The organism is Ekhidna algicida (genome assembly GCF_051379705.1).
Lineage (GTDB): Bacteria > Bacteroidota > Bacteroidia > Cytophagales > Cyclobacteriaceae > Ekhidna.
Genome location: NZ_CP179868.1, coordinates 546,508 through 564,472, shown reverse-complemented (window position 1 = coordinate 564,472; position 17,965 = coordinate 546,508). Strand labels below are relative to the sequence as shown.

Genomic DNA, 17,965 nt, shown 5'->3' with positions numbered 1-17,965 from the left:
TTTACAATTTAGCTTATATAAACGTTTTAATAAGCTCTCAAGGTTGGGTGGTAATACTGAATTTCGGTATAAACTTAATATAAAACTCGGAATCTAAGGGTACCTCGCACCCTTTTTAAGTCTTTTATTGCCTCTTCCTTATAGTTCTTGTCTATATCCGTAATAACATAGCCAATAATATCATTGGTTTTCAAATATTGTCCCCCAATATTTATGCCATGCTTTGCCAACAAATTATTGATTTCAGCAAGCACACCAGGTTCATTTTTGTGAATGTGAATAAACCGATGAGCTTGGCTCAAACCAGGCAAAGTAATATTTGGAAAATTAACGCTGTTTGTAGTAGATCCAGTATTGATGTATTCAATTATTTTCGATGGCACGAAATCAGCAATATTTTCCTGCGCCTCCAAAGTACTTCCTCCTACATGGGGAGTAAGAATTGTATTCTTTAAGCCCATTAGTGGTGATTCGAATGGATGATCATTCGTCAATGGCTCTTCAGGAAAAACATCTACACTGGTTCCATGAACCTTGCCACTTTTGATATTGGCAACTAACGAATCGATATCTACAATGTGTCCCCGGCTGAGGTTGATAAAAACCACTCCATCTCTCATCTTCTCGAACTCTTCTCTGCCTATGATATTCAGGTTCGATTCTCTTCCATCTACGTGAATACTTATAATGTCCGAGGTAACCAAAAGCTGTTCCATGCTTTGGCATGGAGTTGCATTGCCCAAAGCTAATTTTTCTTCGATATCATAGTATTGAACATTGAGGCCTACTGATTCAGCAAGAACCGATAGCTGCGATCCTATTTTACCGTACCCAACAATTCCTAATGTCTTGCCTCTAATTTCAAAACTTCCAACGGCCGATTTGCTCCATTTCCCTTGATGCATTTGATACATCTTGTCAGGAAGGTTTCGCATCAACATGATGATTTCAGCGAGTGCTAATTCTACAACAGAACGTGTATTCGAAAATGGAGCATTGAATACTGCAATGCCTTTTTTTAGCGCTGAAGTAAGGTTAATTTGATTAGTTCCAATGCAAAATGCTCCTATAGCCAACAATCGCTTGGCATTTGCAATAACCCTGTCCGTAACTAGCGTTTTGGATCGGATGCCCAAAATACTCACATCTTTAATAGCTTCCGCTAATTCATCTTCAGTCATGCCGCCAGGATAAACCTCCACCTGGTAGCCTTCGTCTTTCAATCGTTGAACAGCTGCCTCGTGGATATTCTCAAGTACTAGCGCTTTGATTCGATTCTTGGGATAGGAGTGGGCGCGTTCGAGCTTTTGGGTGAATAGAAACTCATCCAATGACGGTGCTTCATGATCTGCTTCGTTCAAGATCTTTTCCCTTCTTACATTTTCTGTGAATGCATAGAATTTATGTGCCAATCCTGCTTTTTTGATTTCAAAATCAGTAAATCCATCGCCTAATACAAACACTTCGCCACTAAGATTTAAACTTTTTATCTGGTTTGGCTTGCCGTTATTCTCAGATAATATATTGCTTTCATCAAATCCGACAATCCTACCATCAGAGTCATAGCTAAATTCATTCGCAAATACGTTCTCTTCTCGAATGCCAAACTCCTTGACGATTGGAACAATGAAGTCTTTAAAGCCATTTGATACGATAAATATCTGATCCGTGTATTTGCTAATAAATTCTGTATTTCTCTTAAATGAATGAGAAACAAGTGAGGCCAACCGGTTAACCAGCTCTGGTAAGTGATCCCTATGTGCCTCTAAAATGTCAATCCTTTTTTTCAAAGATTCCCTGAAAGACATTCCACCTTCCATACCTTGATCAGTGATCAACTTAATTTCTTCAATGGCTTTCGCCTGATTTTCATTATTCTTGAGAGAGATTTCAGCAAGCACATCAAGAGCTTCAACTTGTGTAAAGGTGCTATCGAAATCAATTATGAAATATTTGGTCTGATCCATCAAACTATAAGGTAAGCGCCAAAAATAGAACATGCTAAAACTCCGACATACGTTATTCTCACTTTTCTTTTTTGCAATCGTTTTCGCTAATGCACAATCGTTTGAAACTATGCGGAATCAAATAGATAGTGTCGTATATGATGCCATCAAGGCAAAAGCATTTCCTGGATGTGTGGTTTATATCAGCACAGGTGATAGCATTGTGTTCATAAGGTCATATGGCCACCATACTTATGATTCTCTAAGAAGAGTAGCTGTTAATGATATTTATGATTTAGCGTCTATTACGAAGGTAGTTGGAGGCACTCTAGCTATGATGAAATTGTATGATGATGGGAAGTTCAACCTGGACGATCCAATCGGAGATTACATTGACAAAATCGGCAAAGTTGGCAAAGTTACTTTCCGGGAAGCACTCGCTCATCAAGCGGGACTTTATCCCTGGATTCCTTATTATCAGGAGGTAAAGAAGAGGAACAGAAAGTATAAGAGTAAAACAATCTCCTCCAATACTGATGAAGAATATGCCTATCCATTAAGTGATAGCTTGTATTTGCATTCGGATTTTTATGATAAAATCAAGAAAATGATCCGAAAAAGTGAGGTGTCCAAAGAGAAGAAATATCGCTATTCAGGACTATTTTTTTATCTGATTCCAGAACTTGTGAAAACCCTGACAGACACACTGTATGAGGATTATTTAGATGCTTATTTCTTTGATCCTTTAAAGGCAAAAACGTTGACATTTAACCCGTTAGAAAAATTCTCAGCACGTCAAATTGTGCCAACAGAAATAGATACATTCTTTAGAATGGAACCAATACATGGCAGAGTTCATGATGAGGGAGCAATTATGATGAAAGGTGTCTCGGGAAATGCCGGATTATTTAGTAATGCTGAAGACCTTGGTTTGATATTCCAAATGCTTTTAAATGATGGTATGATCGATAGCGTTCAAATACTTTCTCCTGAAACAATTCAGCTTTTCACCACTACTCAGTACCCAAATAATGACAACAGGAGAGGGCTAGGTTTTGATAAGCCCTTAATACAGTATGATTCCATTGCAAGCAGCGTGGCAAAGAGCTCAAGTTTTAAAAGTTATGGACACTCCGGTTATACCGGAACACTAGCTTGGTCAGACCCGGAAAATGATTTAACTTTTATTTTCCTTGCTAATCGCGTTTATCCTTCACGCACCTTTAGAGCTTTGTATCAACGCAATGTCAGACCCACAATTCACCAGTTTATTTATGACTATCTTGAAGGGATTAAAGAGGAAGAAAACGACCCTGTCGAAAACACCAAATAAACAACGCCATTTGCTTATTTAAAATTATTCTAAATAAGACCAATTTCATGAAAATATTTATTCTTAAATCACTTATAATCAATGCTTTGTGAAAAGGTATAAGGTAATGCTAATTGGTGGTAATGACCCACCTTTGAAAAACAACAACCCAATGTTACTTTTGTACGCGTTTGATCTCTAGCCCATCGGAATACATGTTTAAAACAACACCGAAACTAACCAAAATCTTTCTAGGCCTTGCCCTTGGAATATTTACATCTACGAGCTTAAGTGCTCAGGAAATCCCAACCGACGAAAGCGTTATCGCTGCAGGTGAAGCTTCATTCAAAGCGAACTGTACCACGTGTCACAGAATTTGGGAAGTACGAATAGGTCCAGCGCTTAACGGCGTTACGGAAAGAAGATCCGTAGAATGGCTAAATGCATGGATCAAAAATTCTCAAGCTTTGATTGCTTCTGGAGATGAAGACGCTATAGCTATTTACGAAGAATACAATAAAACACTAATGCAGGCTTTCCCTTTCAATGACGATCAGGTCATGGAATTACTAGCCTATATCAAATCTGAAACTGCAGCTGGACCTCCACCCGAAGAAGTCGTGGTTGCAACAGCAATCGAAGGAGGAGATTCAATCTCATCATCCTACCTTATGGCTGTGATCATCATTCTGGTTGTGGTGCTCGCACTGGCAGTGATTGCATTAATTATAGCAGCGAGAACTTTAGTAAAGCATTTGAAAGACGTTAAAGGTCTTGATGAAGCGGAGCAAGAAATTGTATCACAAGAATTTAACGTTGCAGCTTTTCTTAAGAGTAACAACTTTGTAGGTCTGGTGATATTTGTATTCACAATCATTGTTCTAAAGACATTGATTGATGGTGCGTTCACAATTGGCGTGCAGCAAGGTTATCAGCCTACTCAGCCGATTGCTTTTTCACACGAAATTCATGCCGGACAATACGAGATCGATTGTCAGTACTGCCACACGGGTGTGAACAAGTCTAAATCAGCAAACATTCCATCACCGAACATTTGCATGAATTGCCATACACAGGTGAAAACAGAATCTGAAGAAATTGCAAAAATATATGCAGCGATCGATTACGATCCTGAAACTCAGACTTACGGAACCGATACCAAGCCTATCGAATGGGTGAGAATCCATAACCTACCTGATCTGGCATATTTCAATCACTCTCAGCACGTAAAAGTGGCTGGCCTAGAGTGTGAGACCTGTCACGGTCCTATCAAGGAAATGGAAGTAGTATACCAATACTCTTCACTGACCATGGGATGGTGTATCAACTGTCACAGAGAAACCGATGTAAATACGAAAGGAAACGAGTATTATGATAAACTTGTAAAACTGCATTCAGAGCAGAGCAAGGAGCCAATGAAGGTCGAAGATATCGGCGGGTTGGAATGTGCTAAATGTCACTATTAATATTCGAAAACAGCTTGATCTAAATGAAAGAAACTAAGAAATACTGGAAAGGGATAGAGCAACTGGAAAACACAGCGGATTTTCAGGACAGAGCCTCGAAAGAATTCCCGGAATATTTACCAATCAATGGTGGTGACAATGGCGAGCCATCAAGAAGGGATTTTCTTAAATTAATGGGATTCGGTGTAGCAGCTGTTTCACTAGCAGCTTGTGAGACACCGGTGCGTAAAGCAATACCTTATGTAAATAAGCCTGTAGATGTTGATCCTGGAGTTGCTAATTATTATGCATCAACCTATGCAATGGGTAATGATGTAGCATCAGTTGTGGTTAAAACCAGAGAAGGTCGCCCAATCAAAATTGAAGGCAATGACCTCTCAATCATTAGTCAGGGTGGTACGACTACACAAGTTGAGTCTTCAGTGCTTTCATTGTATGATGGCGAAAGACTTCAGAATCCAAAGATAGCTGGAGAAGACACTGATTGGGAAACAATCGACGACAGAATCAAAACTGAGTTGGCGGCAAATAGCGGAAAGATTTCTATTCTTTCTTATTCTAATTGCAGTCCAAGCACAGCAAGAGCTATTCAGGCTTTAAAAGAGAAGTATGGTCAAGTAGAACATATTCAGTATGACCCTATCTCAATGAGTGGATTACTTGATGCATACAGTGAAGCCACTGGCTCAAGAAACTTACCATTGCATGACTTCTCTAAAGTAAGCACTATTGTTTCGATCACAGCTGATTTCCTTGGAAACTGGCCCAATCAGGCATTGAACAATAAGCAGTTTGCTTCAACAAGAAAACTCGGTCCGGACAAAAAAGAAATGTCCAGACTTTACTCATTTGAATCTAATCTTTCATTGACGGGATCTAACGCAGATTACCGTCAGCCAATCAAACCTTCACAAGAAGGATTGTACGTAGCAAACCTATACAACTTGCTTGCTCAAAAAGCTGGAGCATCGGCAATTGGTACAGCTCGATTGGATGATACTGTTATTCTAGAAAAAGCAGCCAATGATCTGTGGAGATCAAGGGGTAAGTCGCTGGTTGTAAGTGGATCAAATGATAAAAATGTACAGCTACTAGTAATCGCGATCAATGACTTACTTCAGAGCTATGGATCTACGATTGATCTTTCTAGAAGTGTAAATACTCGACAAGGTAGCGATTCAGCTGTTGCTCAACTCGTTAGTGATGTGAAAGGCGGAACTGTTGGAACAGTAATATTTTACAACTGTAACCCAGCCTACGATCATCCTATTGGAGCGCAGCTAGTGAGTTCCCTCGGCAAAGTGAAAACGACCATTTCTACTTCAGATAGAATGGATGAAACTAACAGCTCGGTTAAATACATTGCTCCTGATCATCATTACTTAGAATCTTGGAATGACTTTGAGCCAGTTACTGGACATATCACGCTTTCACAGCCAACAATCCAAAATATTTTCAATACCAGACAAGCGCAGGAATCATTCTTGAGATGGTCTGATATTACTTCTTCTTACTATGATTTCGTGAGAGAAGGATGGCAACCATTGACCTCTGGTGATTTCAACGCATTCTTCGACAAGTGTTTGCACGATGGATTTTATAATGTAGAACCAGAAGCTTCTGACGCTCCGGTATCTGTAGATGCGGTTGTAGTAGCTGGAAACCTAAAAGGATATTCAGCCAAGTCTGATGGACTTGAGCTTGCAGTGTATGCAAACTATTCTGTAGGTGATGGAATTCAGGCCAATAACCCTTGGTTGCAAGAAATGCCAGATCCAATCACTAAAGCTTGTTGGGATAACTATTTCACTGTGTCTCCAAGACAGGCAAACGAGAATGATTGGAGTATCAAAGGAGGTGATATGGATTATAAGGTTGCTACTTTGACTGTAAATGGAAAATCCGTTACAGCGCCGATAATCCCGCAACCTGGTCAAGCTTACGGTACAGTAGGCCTAGCAGTTGGGTATGGAAGAACTAAATCTGGTAAAGTTGGGAATGGAGTAGGAGTGAATGCTTATGAGTTAGTTAGCAGTTCAGCTAATGGGCTTGGCTACAGTGGAAAAGCCACACTGGAGCTCAACGGCGAGCAACGTAAAGTAGCTCAGACTCAAACAGCACAAACGTATGCAGGAAGAGAAACTGTAATTCAAGAGTCAACTCTTGGTGAGTATCAGAAAGATCCTCAGGCAGGAAGAAGCTTCCCAATGATATCTAAAGCCGACGGCACCAAGGTTAGACCTCATGCGGTTTCTCTTTGGAAAGGACATGAGTACCCAAATCATCATTGGGGAATGATTGTGGATCTTAACTCATGTACGGGTTGTGGAACTTGTACGGTAGCGTGTCAGACTGAAAATAACATTCCTGTAGTAGGTAAGGAAGAGGTGTTGAACAGAAGGGAGATGCACTGGATCCGAATCGATAGATATTATAGCTCTAGACCTGAGGATGAGCTGACTTCTGAGGATAAAAACATGATGGAAGTGAAGCAAAAAGAGCTTGCTGCCATTGAAAACCCTGAAGTTACCTTCCAGCCAATGATGTGTCAGCAGTGTAATAACGCTCCTTGTGAGACTGTTTGCCCTGTCGCCGCAACCACACATAGTAGTGAGGGTCTAAACCAAATGACATATAACAGATGTATTGGTACAAGATATTGTGCTAATAACTGTCCTTATAAAGTTCGTCGCTTCAACTGGTTCAAGTACCACGACAATGCGAAGTTCGACATGAATACGCCAATGAATAATGATCTTGGTAAGATGGTATTGAATCCAGACGTGACAGTAAGAGCTAGAGGGGTGATGGAAAAATGTACTTTCTGTGTTCAGCGAATTCAGTCTGGCAAGCTTGATGCAAAGAAAGAGGGTAGAAGACCTGTCGACGGGGAAATTCAAACTGCTTGCGCGAAATCATGTCCTACAGATGCATTGGTATTTGGTGATATGAAAGATCCTGAAAGCAGAATTTCTAAAACATTGAAGCTTAAGTATAACGATAAGAGTGTGGAGGCGACAGAAGACAGAGCCTATCACGTACTGGAGGAGTTGAGGGTGATGCCAAATGTTTGGTATCTCACCAAAATCAGAAATAAAGACAAAAACGATAAACAAGAAGCATAATGCACGCAGAATCAGAAGTACGGATACCCTTAGTAACGGGTGGAAAGACAGTCCACGATGTTTCTGAGGATATTGCTGGAAGAGTAGAGCAAAAACCTACGGTTACGTGGATGCTTGCAATGGCAGTCTCTTTAGCACTTCTCCTGGCCGGAGGGTATGCAGTAGCAATTACTCTTTGGGACGGAATCGGAATGTGGGGTCTTAATAAAACTGTAGGATGGGCCTGGGATATCACTAACTTCGTATGGTGGGTAGGTATCGGTCACGCCGGAACCTTGATTTCAGCAGTTCTATTACTTTTCCGCCAACGATGGAGAATGTCAATTAACAGAGCCTCGGAGGCTATGACAATTTTTGCTGTAATCTGTGCTGCCATGTTCCCGGTACTTCACATGGGACGTCCTTGGTTAGGATTCTACTGGGCATTGCCACTACCAAATACATTCGGATCACTTTGGGTGAACTTTAACTCACCTTTACTTTGGGATGTATTTGCTATTTCAACGTATTTCTCCGTTTCTCTTGTTTTCTGGTACATCGGTCTAATTCCTGATTTTGCTACCATTAGAGACAGAGCCAAGAATAAGGTTTCAAGAACCATTTATGGAGCACTTAGCTTCGGATGGACAGGTGGAGCTAAAACCTGGTCACACTATGAAACAGTGTCATTAATACTTGCAGGTCTCGCAACACCACTAGTACTTTCTGTACATACCATTGTATCAATGGACTTTGCCACCTCAGTAATACCAGGATGGCATACGACAATTTTCCCGCCATACTTTGTGGCTGGAGCGATTTTCTCAGGTTTCGCTATGGTATTGACTCTCTTATTGGTAACAAGAAAAGTATACAAACTAGAAGATTACATCACGATCCAACACGTTGAATTGATGAATATCATCATCATCGTAACAGGATCAATAGTTGGTATCGCATATATCACAGAGTTCTTCATAGCCTGGTATTCGGGTGTAGAAGCAGAACAATATGCTTTTATAAATAGAGCTACAGGTCCTTATTGGTGGGCATACTGGTCAATGATGACATGTAATGTGATTTCACCTCAGCTATTCTGGTTTAAGAAAATAAGAACGAATCTGGCTGCAACATTTGTCATCTCAATTATTGTGAATATTGGAATGTGGTTTGAGCGGTTCGTGATTATTGTGACTTCACTTCATAGGGATTTTTTACCATCAAGTTGGGCAATGTTTTATCCAACGATGTACGATGTAGGAGTTTATGTGTTCACCTTCGGATTGTTCTTCACAGCTTTCTTCCTATTTGCGAAGTTCTTCCCTGTGATCAACATGGCTGAGGTGAAAAGTATTATTAAAGCAACTGGAGAAAAGCCGACTAAGTCGGGTAATTAAATAGATAGATTATGTCTCAAGGAACGAAATACGTACTGGGCGTCTATGACGATGAGGATGTCTTGATGGATGCCATTAAGACAGTACGGGAATCCGGTGTAAAAATTGAAGAAGTTTATTCGCCATTTCCCGTACATGGAATTGACGATGTGCTGGGTTACAAAAGAAGTTGGCTAGCTGTAGCGGCATTCATGTTCGGAATTACTGGAACAACACTGGCCTTGACCATGATGGTAGGTATGATGGGTGTGGATTGGCCAATGATTATTGGAGGTAAAGACTACATTCCAATACCTTCGTTTATTCCGGTAACTTTTGAGATGACAGTACTTCTTGCATCTTTTGGTATGGTAGGAACATTCTTTGTGATTTCCAATTTGAAGCCATGGGGAAAGCCTAGGATCTATGATATTAGAATTACGGATGATAAGCATGTAATGGCTATTGATTTGGACGGTAATGATAAATCTGAAGATGATATTAAGAAGGTTTTGCAGGGGAGTGGAGCTTCGGAGGTTAACAATAAAATATTTGATTGATAATGAAACTAAAGGCATTTAGATACTTAGGAATTATCACAATAGGTGCATTAGTTGCTTCGTGTGCGGCTGGTGTAGATGATACAGGACTGGAGTATGCTCCTCAAATGTATCATTCAACTCCTTATGAACCATTAACGCAGATTCAAGATGAGGATGCTGGTAACTGGTTAGACTCTAACGATGAGGACAAACATGGGGAGTTCTATAATTCTAATCCGTACAACCAGTTCAAAATGAACATGAGGGAGCCTGTAGCTAATACAGTTAGAAGAGGTGAGTTGCTTCCTATTCGATTAGGGATAGATGATTTAGAAACGGCTGCTACTACGTTGGAGAATCCATTTCCGGCGGAAGATGAAAGTGTAGTAAAGCAAGGTAAGGTACTTTATGATAGTTATTGTAAGCATTGTCATGGTGATAAAGGAAACGGTGACGGACTTGTGGCTGAAGCATACGCTGGTGTAGCTAACCTTAATGGAGCTGCGTACCTGGAAATTACTGAAGGTCATATTTTCCATGTGATCACATATGGTAAAGGTTTAATGGGCGCTCATGGATCTCAGGTTAGCCCTGAGGATCGGTGGAGAATTGCTCGATATGTTAAAGAATTGCAAAAGAATTAAAGTCTACTCATGGTATCAGAAGAAAGATTTGAATTTACTGCTACTGCAAAGAAACGCCTGATCATCACACTTGTAGTTGGTTTGGTGTTATCTGTGCTAGGCTATTTTACATTAGGCTCTGGTGGCGATCATGGAGGAGGTCATGATCAAGGTGATCACTCTGAAGTGGTTTCCGATCATGGAGAGGAACCATATGCAGCAGAAGATCATGGTAGTGAAGATGAAAATGGGGAAGAGGCTCATCATGGAAGTAGTTCATCAGTGAAAAGATTACTCTCTAATCTTTGGATAAACAATGTCTTTTTTGCTGGCTTGGCAATTATTGGTGTATTCTTTTTTGCTATTCAGTATGCCGCACAAGCAGGCTGGACTGCAGGTATAAAACGAATTCCATTTGCTTTTGGAAGCTGGCTACCAATTGCATTTGTATTAATGTTAGTTGTCTTTTTGGTTGGTGGACATGATATATTTCATTGGACCCACTCAGATTTATATGCCGAGGTGGGTGGTGATGAAATAGTGAAAGGTAAAGCGCCGTATTTCTTTTGGCCGCTGGAAGGTGGCGAGTTTCCACTGTTTTGGGTAGGCAGATTAGTTATATTCTTCGGAGTATGGTACCTGCTTTTTAGAAAATTAAGGTCTCTAGCATTCTCTGAAGATATTGAGGGCGGCACCAAGCATTGGTATAAAATGCGATCAACTTCAGCCATCTTTCTAGTCTTCTTCGCGGTATCATCTTCGATGGCAGCATGGGATTGGATAATGTCAATTGATGTTCATTGGTTCAGCACCATGTTTGGTTGGTACGCTTTTGCAAGCTGGTGGGTTGCAGGTCTAGCACTTTCTTTATTTATAATAGTGCTTCTTAAAGACAAAGGATACCTCTCAGTGGTAAATACGAATCATATTCACGACTTAGGGAAATTCGTTTTTGCATTTACTATTTTCTGGACGTATATATGGTTTTCCCAGTTCTTATTAATCTACTACGCACATATTCCGGAAGAGACAGTTTACTTTCTGGAGCGATGGAAGGACGATCATTATGCTCCGGTATTTTATATTAATTTAATTCTAAACTTCTTCTTCCCTTTCCTAGTTTTAATGACAAGGGATTCAAAGAGACATACAAGGATTCTAAAAGTAGTTTGTCCTGCGGTTGTTTTCGGGCACTGGTTGGATTTCTACCTGATGGTATCCCCTGGTACTGTGGGTCACAACGGAGGCTTTGGATTCCTTGAAATAGGATTGATTCTAGTGTACTTAAGCGCATTCTTATACGTGACATTTAATGCACTTGCTAAGGCCCCGCTTTATGCTAAGAATCACCCTATGTTAGAAGAAAGTTTGCATCATCATATTTAATAAGTGAGGGATAGGTTATGCTTAATTTAATCATAGTAATAGCGGTCATATTAATTCTAGCTGTAATATTCGCAGCTTACCGCGTCACAACGTTAGTTGATGTTGTAAAAAAGGATAAGAATAAGAGTCATGTTCCTTCTGGCAATAGTTTCCAGGGAGTTTTAATGATGGTATTCCTGATTGCAGGAATTGCGGGTTTCTTCTACTTCTCGATGAAGGAGTATGATACTTATAATTTGCCCATAGCTTCTGAGCATGCAGTTGTAACAGAGAACCTTTTCTGGATTACAATGGCTGTGACGGTATTTGTATTCATTGTTACTCAGATTTTCTTGTTTGGTTTCGGTTGGAAGTATCGGTACAAAGAAACTAACAAGGCTCATTATTATCCGCATAATAACAAGTTAGAGATGATCTGGACGATTGTTCCGGCAATCGTGTTGGCATGGCTAATAATTTCCGGTTTGAAACAGTGGAATGTGGTGACTGGACCAGCACCAGAAGGCGCGGAAGTAATAGAGGTGATGGGCTATCAATATGCATGGGCATTTAGATATCCTGGTAAGGATGGTGAACTCGGTAGTTATGATTTTCGAAAAATTGATGCAATAAATGCAATGGGAATTGATTTGACTGATCAAAATGGCCATGATGATTTTATGCCTGCACAATTGGTTTTACCAAAAGGTAAGGCTGTTCATCTAAAGATTAGAGGTAGAGATGTAATACACAGTGTTTATAATCCGCACTTCAGAATGCAGATGAATGCGGTTCCAGGAATGCCTACAAGATTTTGGTTTACTCCTACTCTAAGTACAGCCGATATGCGAGAGAAAACGGGAAACCCAGATTTCAACTATGAACTTGTCTGCAATAAGATTTGTGGGAAGAGCCACTACGGCATGAAAGGAATCATTGTAGTTCTAGAGCAGGATGAATACGATTCATGGTACAAAGAAAATCAGGAAAACTCATTTCTTAAGCAAAATCCAAATTACCTAAGTCAGGTTCCGGAGGATTTAAAGGAGGCAGCGAAAATTGCTGCAGGAATTGAAAACATTGAGAATGAACAAAAAGTTACTACTGCTGCAAGCAGTACTAAATAAAATTATATGTCAGTAACAGATATACAACTTCAGGAAGATTTAGCACATGATGATCATCACGATGATCACCATGAGCAGGGGTTTGTAAGCAAGTATATTTTCTCGACTGATCACAAGACCATCGCGAAGCAATTCTTGATTACTGGAATATTCTGGGCTTTGATAGGAGGAGGACTTTCTATCATATTCAGATTGCAGTTAGGATTTCCGGAAATGCAGCTTGAGTGGTTGCGACCAATGCTTGGTCAATGGATAACACCTGAAGGTAAATTAGATGCGGAGTTCTATTTAGCGCTTGTTACAATGCATGGTACTATCATGGTATTTTTCGTATTGACGGCAGGGTTAAGTGGTACATTCTCCAACTTTTTAATACCACTTCAAATTGGAGCAAGAGATATGGCTTCTGGCTTTATGAACATGCTATCCTACTGGTTCTTCTTTGCTTCCAGTGTGGTTATGTTCGTGTCCTTCTTTATCGAAACGGGACCAGCCGGTGGTGGTTGGACAGTTTATCCACCGTTGAGTGCACTTCCACAAGCTATTCAGGGATCTGGTCTAGGAATGACTTTGTGGCTTGTTTCTATGGCGCTATTCATCGCCTCTTCATTGCTAGGTGGTATCAACTATATCACTACCATTATTAATATGAGAACTCAAGGGATGTCTTTTGCAAGGCTTCCTCTTACCATCTGGGCATTCTTCATCACAGCGATATTAGGTCTACTTTCATTCCCTGTATTGTTATCAGCAGCTCTGCTGTTGATCTTTGATAGATCGTTTGGTACTAGTTTTTATTTATCCGAAATTTATATAGCAGGTGAAGCGCTTCCAAACGTTGGGGGTAGTCCAATTTTATATCAACATTTATTCTGGTTCCTGGGACACCCAGAAGTATATATCGTAATTCTTCCGGCATTAGGTATCACTTCAGAGATTATAGCAACTAATTCACGTAAGCCAATATTTGGATATAAAGCGATGATTGGTTCAATGTTAGGTATTGGCTTCTTGTCGTTCATTGTATGGGCTCACCATATGTTCGTGACTGGAATGAATCCATTCCTTGGGTCAGTCTTTACTATTCTAACACTGGTAATTGCGGTTCCATCTGCGATTAAGGCATTTAATTATATCACCACATTGTGGAAAGGAAATATTGTTTTCACTCCAGCGATGCTATTTTCGATAGGATTGGTATCATTCTTTATATCTGGAGGGTTAACTGGTATTTTCCTTGGAAATTCAGTTTTAGATATCAATCTGCATGACACCTACTTTGTGGTGGCTCACTTTCATTTAGTAATGGGTAGCGCATCATTCTTTGGTCTCTTAGCTGGTGTTTACCATTGGTTTCCTAAGTTTTTTGGAAGAATGATGAATGATAAGCTTGGTAAGCTTCATTTCTGGTTGTCCTTTGTGGGAATCTATTTGGTTTTCTTCCCACTACACTACATAGGAATTGCGGGATTCCCTAGAAGATACTATTCTTTCACTTCGTTTGAGACTTTCAACATTTATGGTGATTTGAATGCACTAGTTAGTATAGCTGCAATTTTGACTTTTGCTGCTCAATTCATATTCCTATTCAACTTCTTCTATAGCATATTCAGAGGTAAGTTGGCTCCAGCGAATCCATGGAAATCCAACACTTTAGAGTGGACAACTCCACGATTCCCAGGTCACGGAAACTGGATTGGAGCTATTCCAAATGTTTACAGATGGCCTTACGATTATAGCAAGCCCGGTGCTGAGGATGATTTTATCCCGCAAACGGTTCCTTACTCACACACTCCTGAATCTAACCTTGAGCATGAAAACGAGCTAACAAAGGATGAAGATCTAACAGGAGTTGAGAAAGCTAATTAACCAAAGGAATTTTCTAAGAATTAATGCTATTACACTAGGATCAGTATTTGTGCTGATCCTGGTGGGAAGCATTGTGCGTGTAATGGGAGCAGGCATGGGATGTCCGGATTGGCCCAAATGCTTCGGCTCGTATATTCCTCCGACCACTTCTGAAGCTTTACCTGAAAATTACCAGGATGTATTTCGTGAACAACGAATATCTAAAAATGAACGATTGGCTCGGCTTTTTAATAATCTGGGCTATAGTGATTTAAGTGCCAGAATTACTCAAGATCCAGCAGTCCTTCTAGAACAAGAATTCGACGTTACAAAAGCTTGGATTGAATACATCAATAGACTGGTAGGTGTATTAATTGGTTTGTTTGTGTTCATGAATATGGTTTGGTCCCTCTCTTTTAGAAAGCAATCAGTTTGGATCCCAATTATGGGAATTTCAATCTTCTTTCTGACTGGATTTCAAGGATGGGTAGGGTCGCTGGTTGTTTCAACCAATTTGCTTCATGGGTTTATAACTTTCCATATGATTTTGGCATTAGTGATAGTTGCGATGCTAATATGGATGAATGTACGCGTGAAATCATTAAAGACCTTTGATCACTCGATTTTGTTTTCGATCAGCTTGATGATGACCATTTTATTCATTCCTCAATTAATACTTGGGACTGAAGTACGAGGAACAATTGATGATTTACTAATCTCTGCTATTGAAAGGAATGAATGGAGTAACAGTTTAAGTTCATCATTTTTTATTCATCGATCTTACTCATGGCTTATATTGGTAGGTTCGGTTGCGATCGCGATTTATGCTCGTAAAACACAGGTAGATTGGCTGAAAAAAGCTTCTGCTAGTTTAGTATTATTGGTTTTTCTAGTGATGATAGCAGGAATTGGAATGGCTCGTTTCTCATTTCCATTTTGGCTTCAACCACTACATTTAATTCTTGCAGTTGGTATCTTTAGCCTACTGTTTTATTTAACTTTGCGACTCAAATTACAAAAGTGAGCACGTCGATTTCACATATTGATATAAGCGTTGGAGAGAAGTTAAAGGCTTATTTCGAGCTTCTTAAACCACGACTTTCATTCCTAGTGGTATTCTCATCAGGTTTTGGATACGCATTGGCAACACAGTCAGTGTTCAGCTGGAGCAGTTTAATGATTTTCCTGATTGCAGGGTTTTTAGTTTCTGGTTCGTCGGTTACTATCAATCAGGTAATTGAACAAAAGTATGATGCGATAATGAATCGGACTCGAAACAGACCATTGCCTTCGGATCGAATTACGGAAGCTGAAGCTGTGTGGTTTAGCATACTTACAGGAATAGCTGGTTTGGTGCTAATGTTCCTTGCAACTAACCTGTTGGCCACCTCTTTATCCCTCTTATCATTACTGTTATATGCATTTGTCTATACTCCGCTTAAGCGAGTTGGATCTATAGCTGTTTTTGTAGGAGCTATACCCGGAGCTTTACCTCCATTAATTGGCTGGGCGGCTGCAAGTGGAGCATTGTCCTACGAGGCGATGATCATTTTTGGAATCCAATTTATTTGGCAGTTTCCGCATTTCTGGGCTATCGCTTGGGTTTCAGATGAAGACTATAAAAAAGCAGGATTTAAGCTTTTGCCTGGTGGTGGAGCTAAAGATTTGAATACAGCAATAAACATTATGGTATATACGCTGTTCTTATTGCCGTTGGGCTTATTGCCTACTTATTTTGGATTGACAGGTTTAACAAGTGGGGTAGTTGCCACCATTTGTGGAGTGTTATTCTTAGCTCAGACATTTAGTTTGATGAAGGATACTTCCAATCAGAAGGCTCGTCGAATTATGTTTGGCTCCTTTATATACCTTCCAATCGTCCAAATAACCTTTTTATTAGATAAGATATGACTGGAGAAATGCAAACGGGAAATAAGGTTAGATCTATGCATCCACAGAAGTTTGCGATGTGGCTGTTTTTGGTATCCGTGATAATGGTTTTTATTTCATTATCTAGTGCATATATAGTTAAGAAATCAATTGGTGATTGGGTGTATATAGATTTCCCATCGCTCTTTAAGTTTACCACAGTTGTTATTATCCTAAGCAGTGTAACTATGCACTATTCTTATATTTCGGCTAAGAAGAATAACATTAAAAACATCAGGATTGGCTTGGCGCTTACGGCCATACTAGCGATCATATTTATTGTTGGACAGCTTCAGGCTTGGGGCCAATTGGTTGATGGAGGATATCATTTTGTTGGTAATCCGGCAAGCTCCTTCATTTATATTTTTACAGGACTTCATGTTGTACACCTTGTTGGTGCGATAATATTCCTGCTTATTGTCCTTAGAAAAGCTTTTAAATATCAAGTACATTCCAAGAGTTTAGTTCGATTAGAAATGTGTGCCACTTTCTGGCATTTTCTAGGTGGACTTTGGTTGTATTTATACTTATTTTTGATTTTCAATAATTAACCTACAAAATCTAACACGAATGGCTAACTCGGCTGCAATAGTAGAAGAAGACAAAAAGAACATTTGGGGTGGAGGTGTTTCTCCAATGAAAGTAAGCTACGGCAAGCTGATGATGTGGTTTTTCCTATTATCAGATGCTTTTACGTTCTCCGCTTTATTGATCACTTATGGTCTCATTCGTTTCAGTCATCCAGCTTATGCTGGCTCTGTAGCTGACTTCAAGTTTTCTCAAGAGTACTGGCCAATTCCTGAAAAAGTATTTGAGGCGTTTCCAGGAATGCATTCGCTAGGAATAGAGAGTGCACCTTTGGTATTTGTAGGTTTAATGACGTTCATTTTGATTATCAGTAGTGTCACGATGGTGTTAGCTGTTGAGGCTGGTGAACGAATGGATAGAAAAGCAGTGGAGAAGTGGATGCTTTGGACGATTCTTGGAGGACTTACCTTCCTTGGTTGCCAGGCATGGGAGTGGGGTCATTTCATTCACGGGTCGGATATGTCTATGAACGGTGTTGGAAACTTCCTTCAAGGTGCCGGCCTATCATCTAATCAATATGGACCACCAAACTTTGCGGCGCTATTTTTCTTTATAACAGGATTTCACGGATTCCACGTATTTAGTGGGGTATTGATCAATTTCATCATATTCTATCAGGCAACTGTTGGTGTTTTCGAGAAACGAGGGCACTACGAAATGGTAGAAAAAGTCGGTCTTTATTGGCACTTTGTAGACCTTGTATGGGTCTTTGTATTTACATTCTTTTACCTTGTTTAAT

Annotated in this window: 14 protein-coding genes; 13 read left to right on the top strand and 1 reads right to left on the bottom strand. The window is 39.9% G+C overall.

Annotated features, from left to right (window positions below; all coding sequences use genetic code 11):
• Positions 1-74: 74 nt before the first annotated feature.
• Positions 75-1,967, bottom strand: a complete 1,893-nt coding sequence (gene serA / locus ACL8WY_RS02270; RefSeq protein ID WP_436516692.1) for a phosphoglycerate dehydrogenase — start codon at positions 1,965-1,967, stop codon at positions 75-77.
• Between the two features lie 31 nt (positions 1,968-1,998).
• Between serA and ACL8WY_RS02265 the strand changes: the two genes are divergently transcribed.
• The 13 genes from ACL8WY_RS02265 (at position 1,999) to ACL8WY_RS02205 (ending at position 17,964) form a co-directional block, all read left to right on the top strand.
• Positions 1,999-3,279 carry a serine hydrolase domain-containing protein gene (locus ACL8WY_RS02265; RefSeq protein ID WP_436516691.1) on the top strand — a complete coding sequence of 427 codons (1,281 nt, stop codon included), beginning with the start codon at positions 1,999-2,001 and terminating at the stop codon, positions 3,277-3,279.
• A gap of 194 nt (positions 3,280-3,473) precedes the next feature.
• Entirely contained in the window at positions 3,474-4,724 is a 1,251-nt protein-coding gene (locus ACL8WY_RS02260) for a cytochrome c3 family protein (protein ID WP_436516690.1), read from the top strand.
• A gap of 23 nt (positions 4,725-4,747) precedes the next feature.
• Positions 4,748-7,849 (top strand): TAT-variant-translocated molybdopterin oxidoreductase, encoded by a 3,102-nt coding sequence (locus tag ACL8WY_RS02255; RefSeq protein WP_436516689.1) that lies wholly within the window; start codon positions 4,748-4,750, stop codon positions 7,847-7,849.
• Positions 7,849-9,225: an NrfD/PsrC family molybdoenzyme membrane anchor subunit gene (nrfD, locus tag ACL8WY_RS02250; protein WP_436516688.1), complete on the top strand. Its 1,377-nt coding sequence runs from the start codon at positions 7,849-7,851 to the stop codon at positions 9,223-9,225. The genes ACL8WY_RS02255 and nrfD overlap by 1 nt, the downstream gene beginning before the upstream one ends.
• 11 nt (positions 9,226-9,236) lie before the next feature.
• Positions 9,237-9,764 (top strand): DUF3341 domain-containing protein, encoded by a 528-nt coding sequence (locus ACL8WY_RS02245; protein ID WP_436516687.1) that lies wholly within the window; start codon positions 9,237-9,239, stop codon positions 9,762-9,764.
• A 2-nt stretch (positions 9,765-9,766) separates the two neighbouring features.
• Positions 9,767-10,390, top strand: coding sequence for a c-type cytochrome (locus ACL8WY_RS02240; RefSeq protein WP_436516686.1), 624 nt, complete (start codon positions 9,767-9,769; stop codon positions 10,388-10,390).
• Positions 10,391-10,399: 9 nt separating this feature from the next.
• The gene (locus ACL8WY_RS02235; RefSeq protein ID WP_436516685.1) at positions 10,400-11,755 is read left to right on the top strand and encodes a quinol:cytochrome C oxidoreductase; all 1,356 of its coding nucleotides are present in this window, start codon (positions 10,400-10,402) and stop codon (positions 11,753-11,755) included.
• Between the two features lie 17 nt (positions 11,756-11,772).
• Positions 11,773-12,861: a cytochrome c oxidase subunit II gene (locus tag ACL8WY_RS02230; protein ID WP_436516684.1), complete on the top strand. Its 1,089-nt coding sequence runs from the start codon at positions 11,773-11,775 to the stop codon at positions 12,859-12,861.
• A gap of 6 nt (positions 12,862-12,867) precedes the next feature.
• Positions 12,868-14,730 (top strand): cytochrome c oxidase subunit I, encoded by a 1,863-nt coding sequence (locus ACL8WY_RS02225; RefSeq protein WP_436516683.1) that lies wholly within the window; start codon positions 12,868-12,870, stop codon positions 14,728-14,730.
• Positions 14,714-15,733: a COX15/CtaA family protein gene (locus ACL8WY_RS02220; RefSeq protein WP_436516682.1), complete on the top strand. Its 1,020-nt coding sequence runs from the start codon at positions 14,714-14,716 to the stop codon at positions 15,731-15,733. Before ACL8WY_RS02225 ends, ACL8WY_RS02220 begins: the two co-directional genes overlap by 17 nt.
• Positions 15,721-16,620, top strand: a complete 900-nt coding sequence (cyoE, locus tag ACL8WY_RS02215; RefSeq protein WP_436518081.1) for a heme o synthase — start codon at positions 15,721-15,723, stop codon at positions 16,618-16,620. Before ACL8WY_RS02220 ends, cyoE begins: the two co-directional genes overlap by 13 nt.
• Entirely contained in the window at positions 16,617-17,189 is a 573-nt protein-coding gene (locus ACL8WY_RS02210; protein WP_436516681.1) for a cytochrome c oxidase subunit 3, read from the top strand. The genes cyoE and ACL8WY_RS02210 overlap by 4 nt, the downstream gene beginning before the upstream one ends.
• Before the next feature lie 19 nt (positions 17,190-17,208).
• On the top strand, positions 17,209-17,964 hold the full coding sequence (locus ACL8WY_RS02205; protein WP_436516680.1) for a cytochrome c oxidase subunit 3: 756 nt from the start codon (positions 17,209-17,211) through the stop codon (positions 17,962-17,964).
• Position 17,965: the final 1 nt, after the last annotated feature.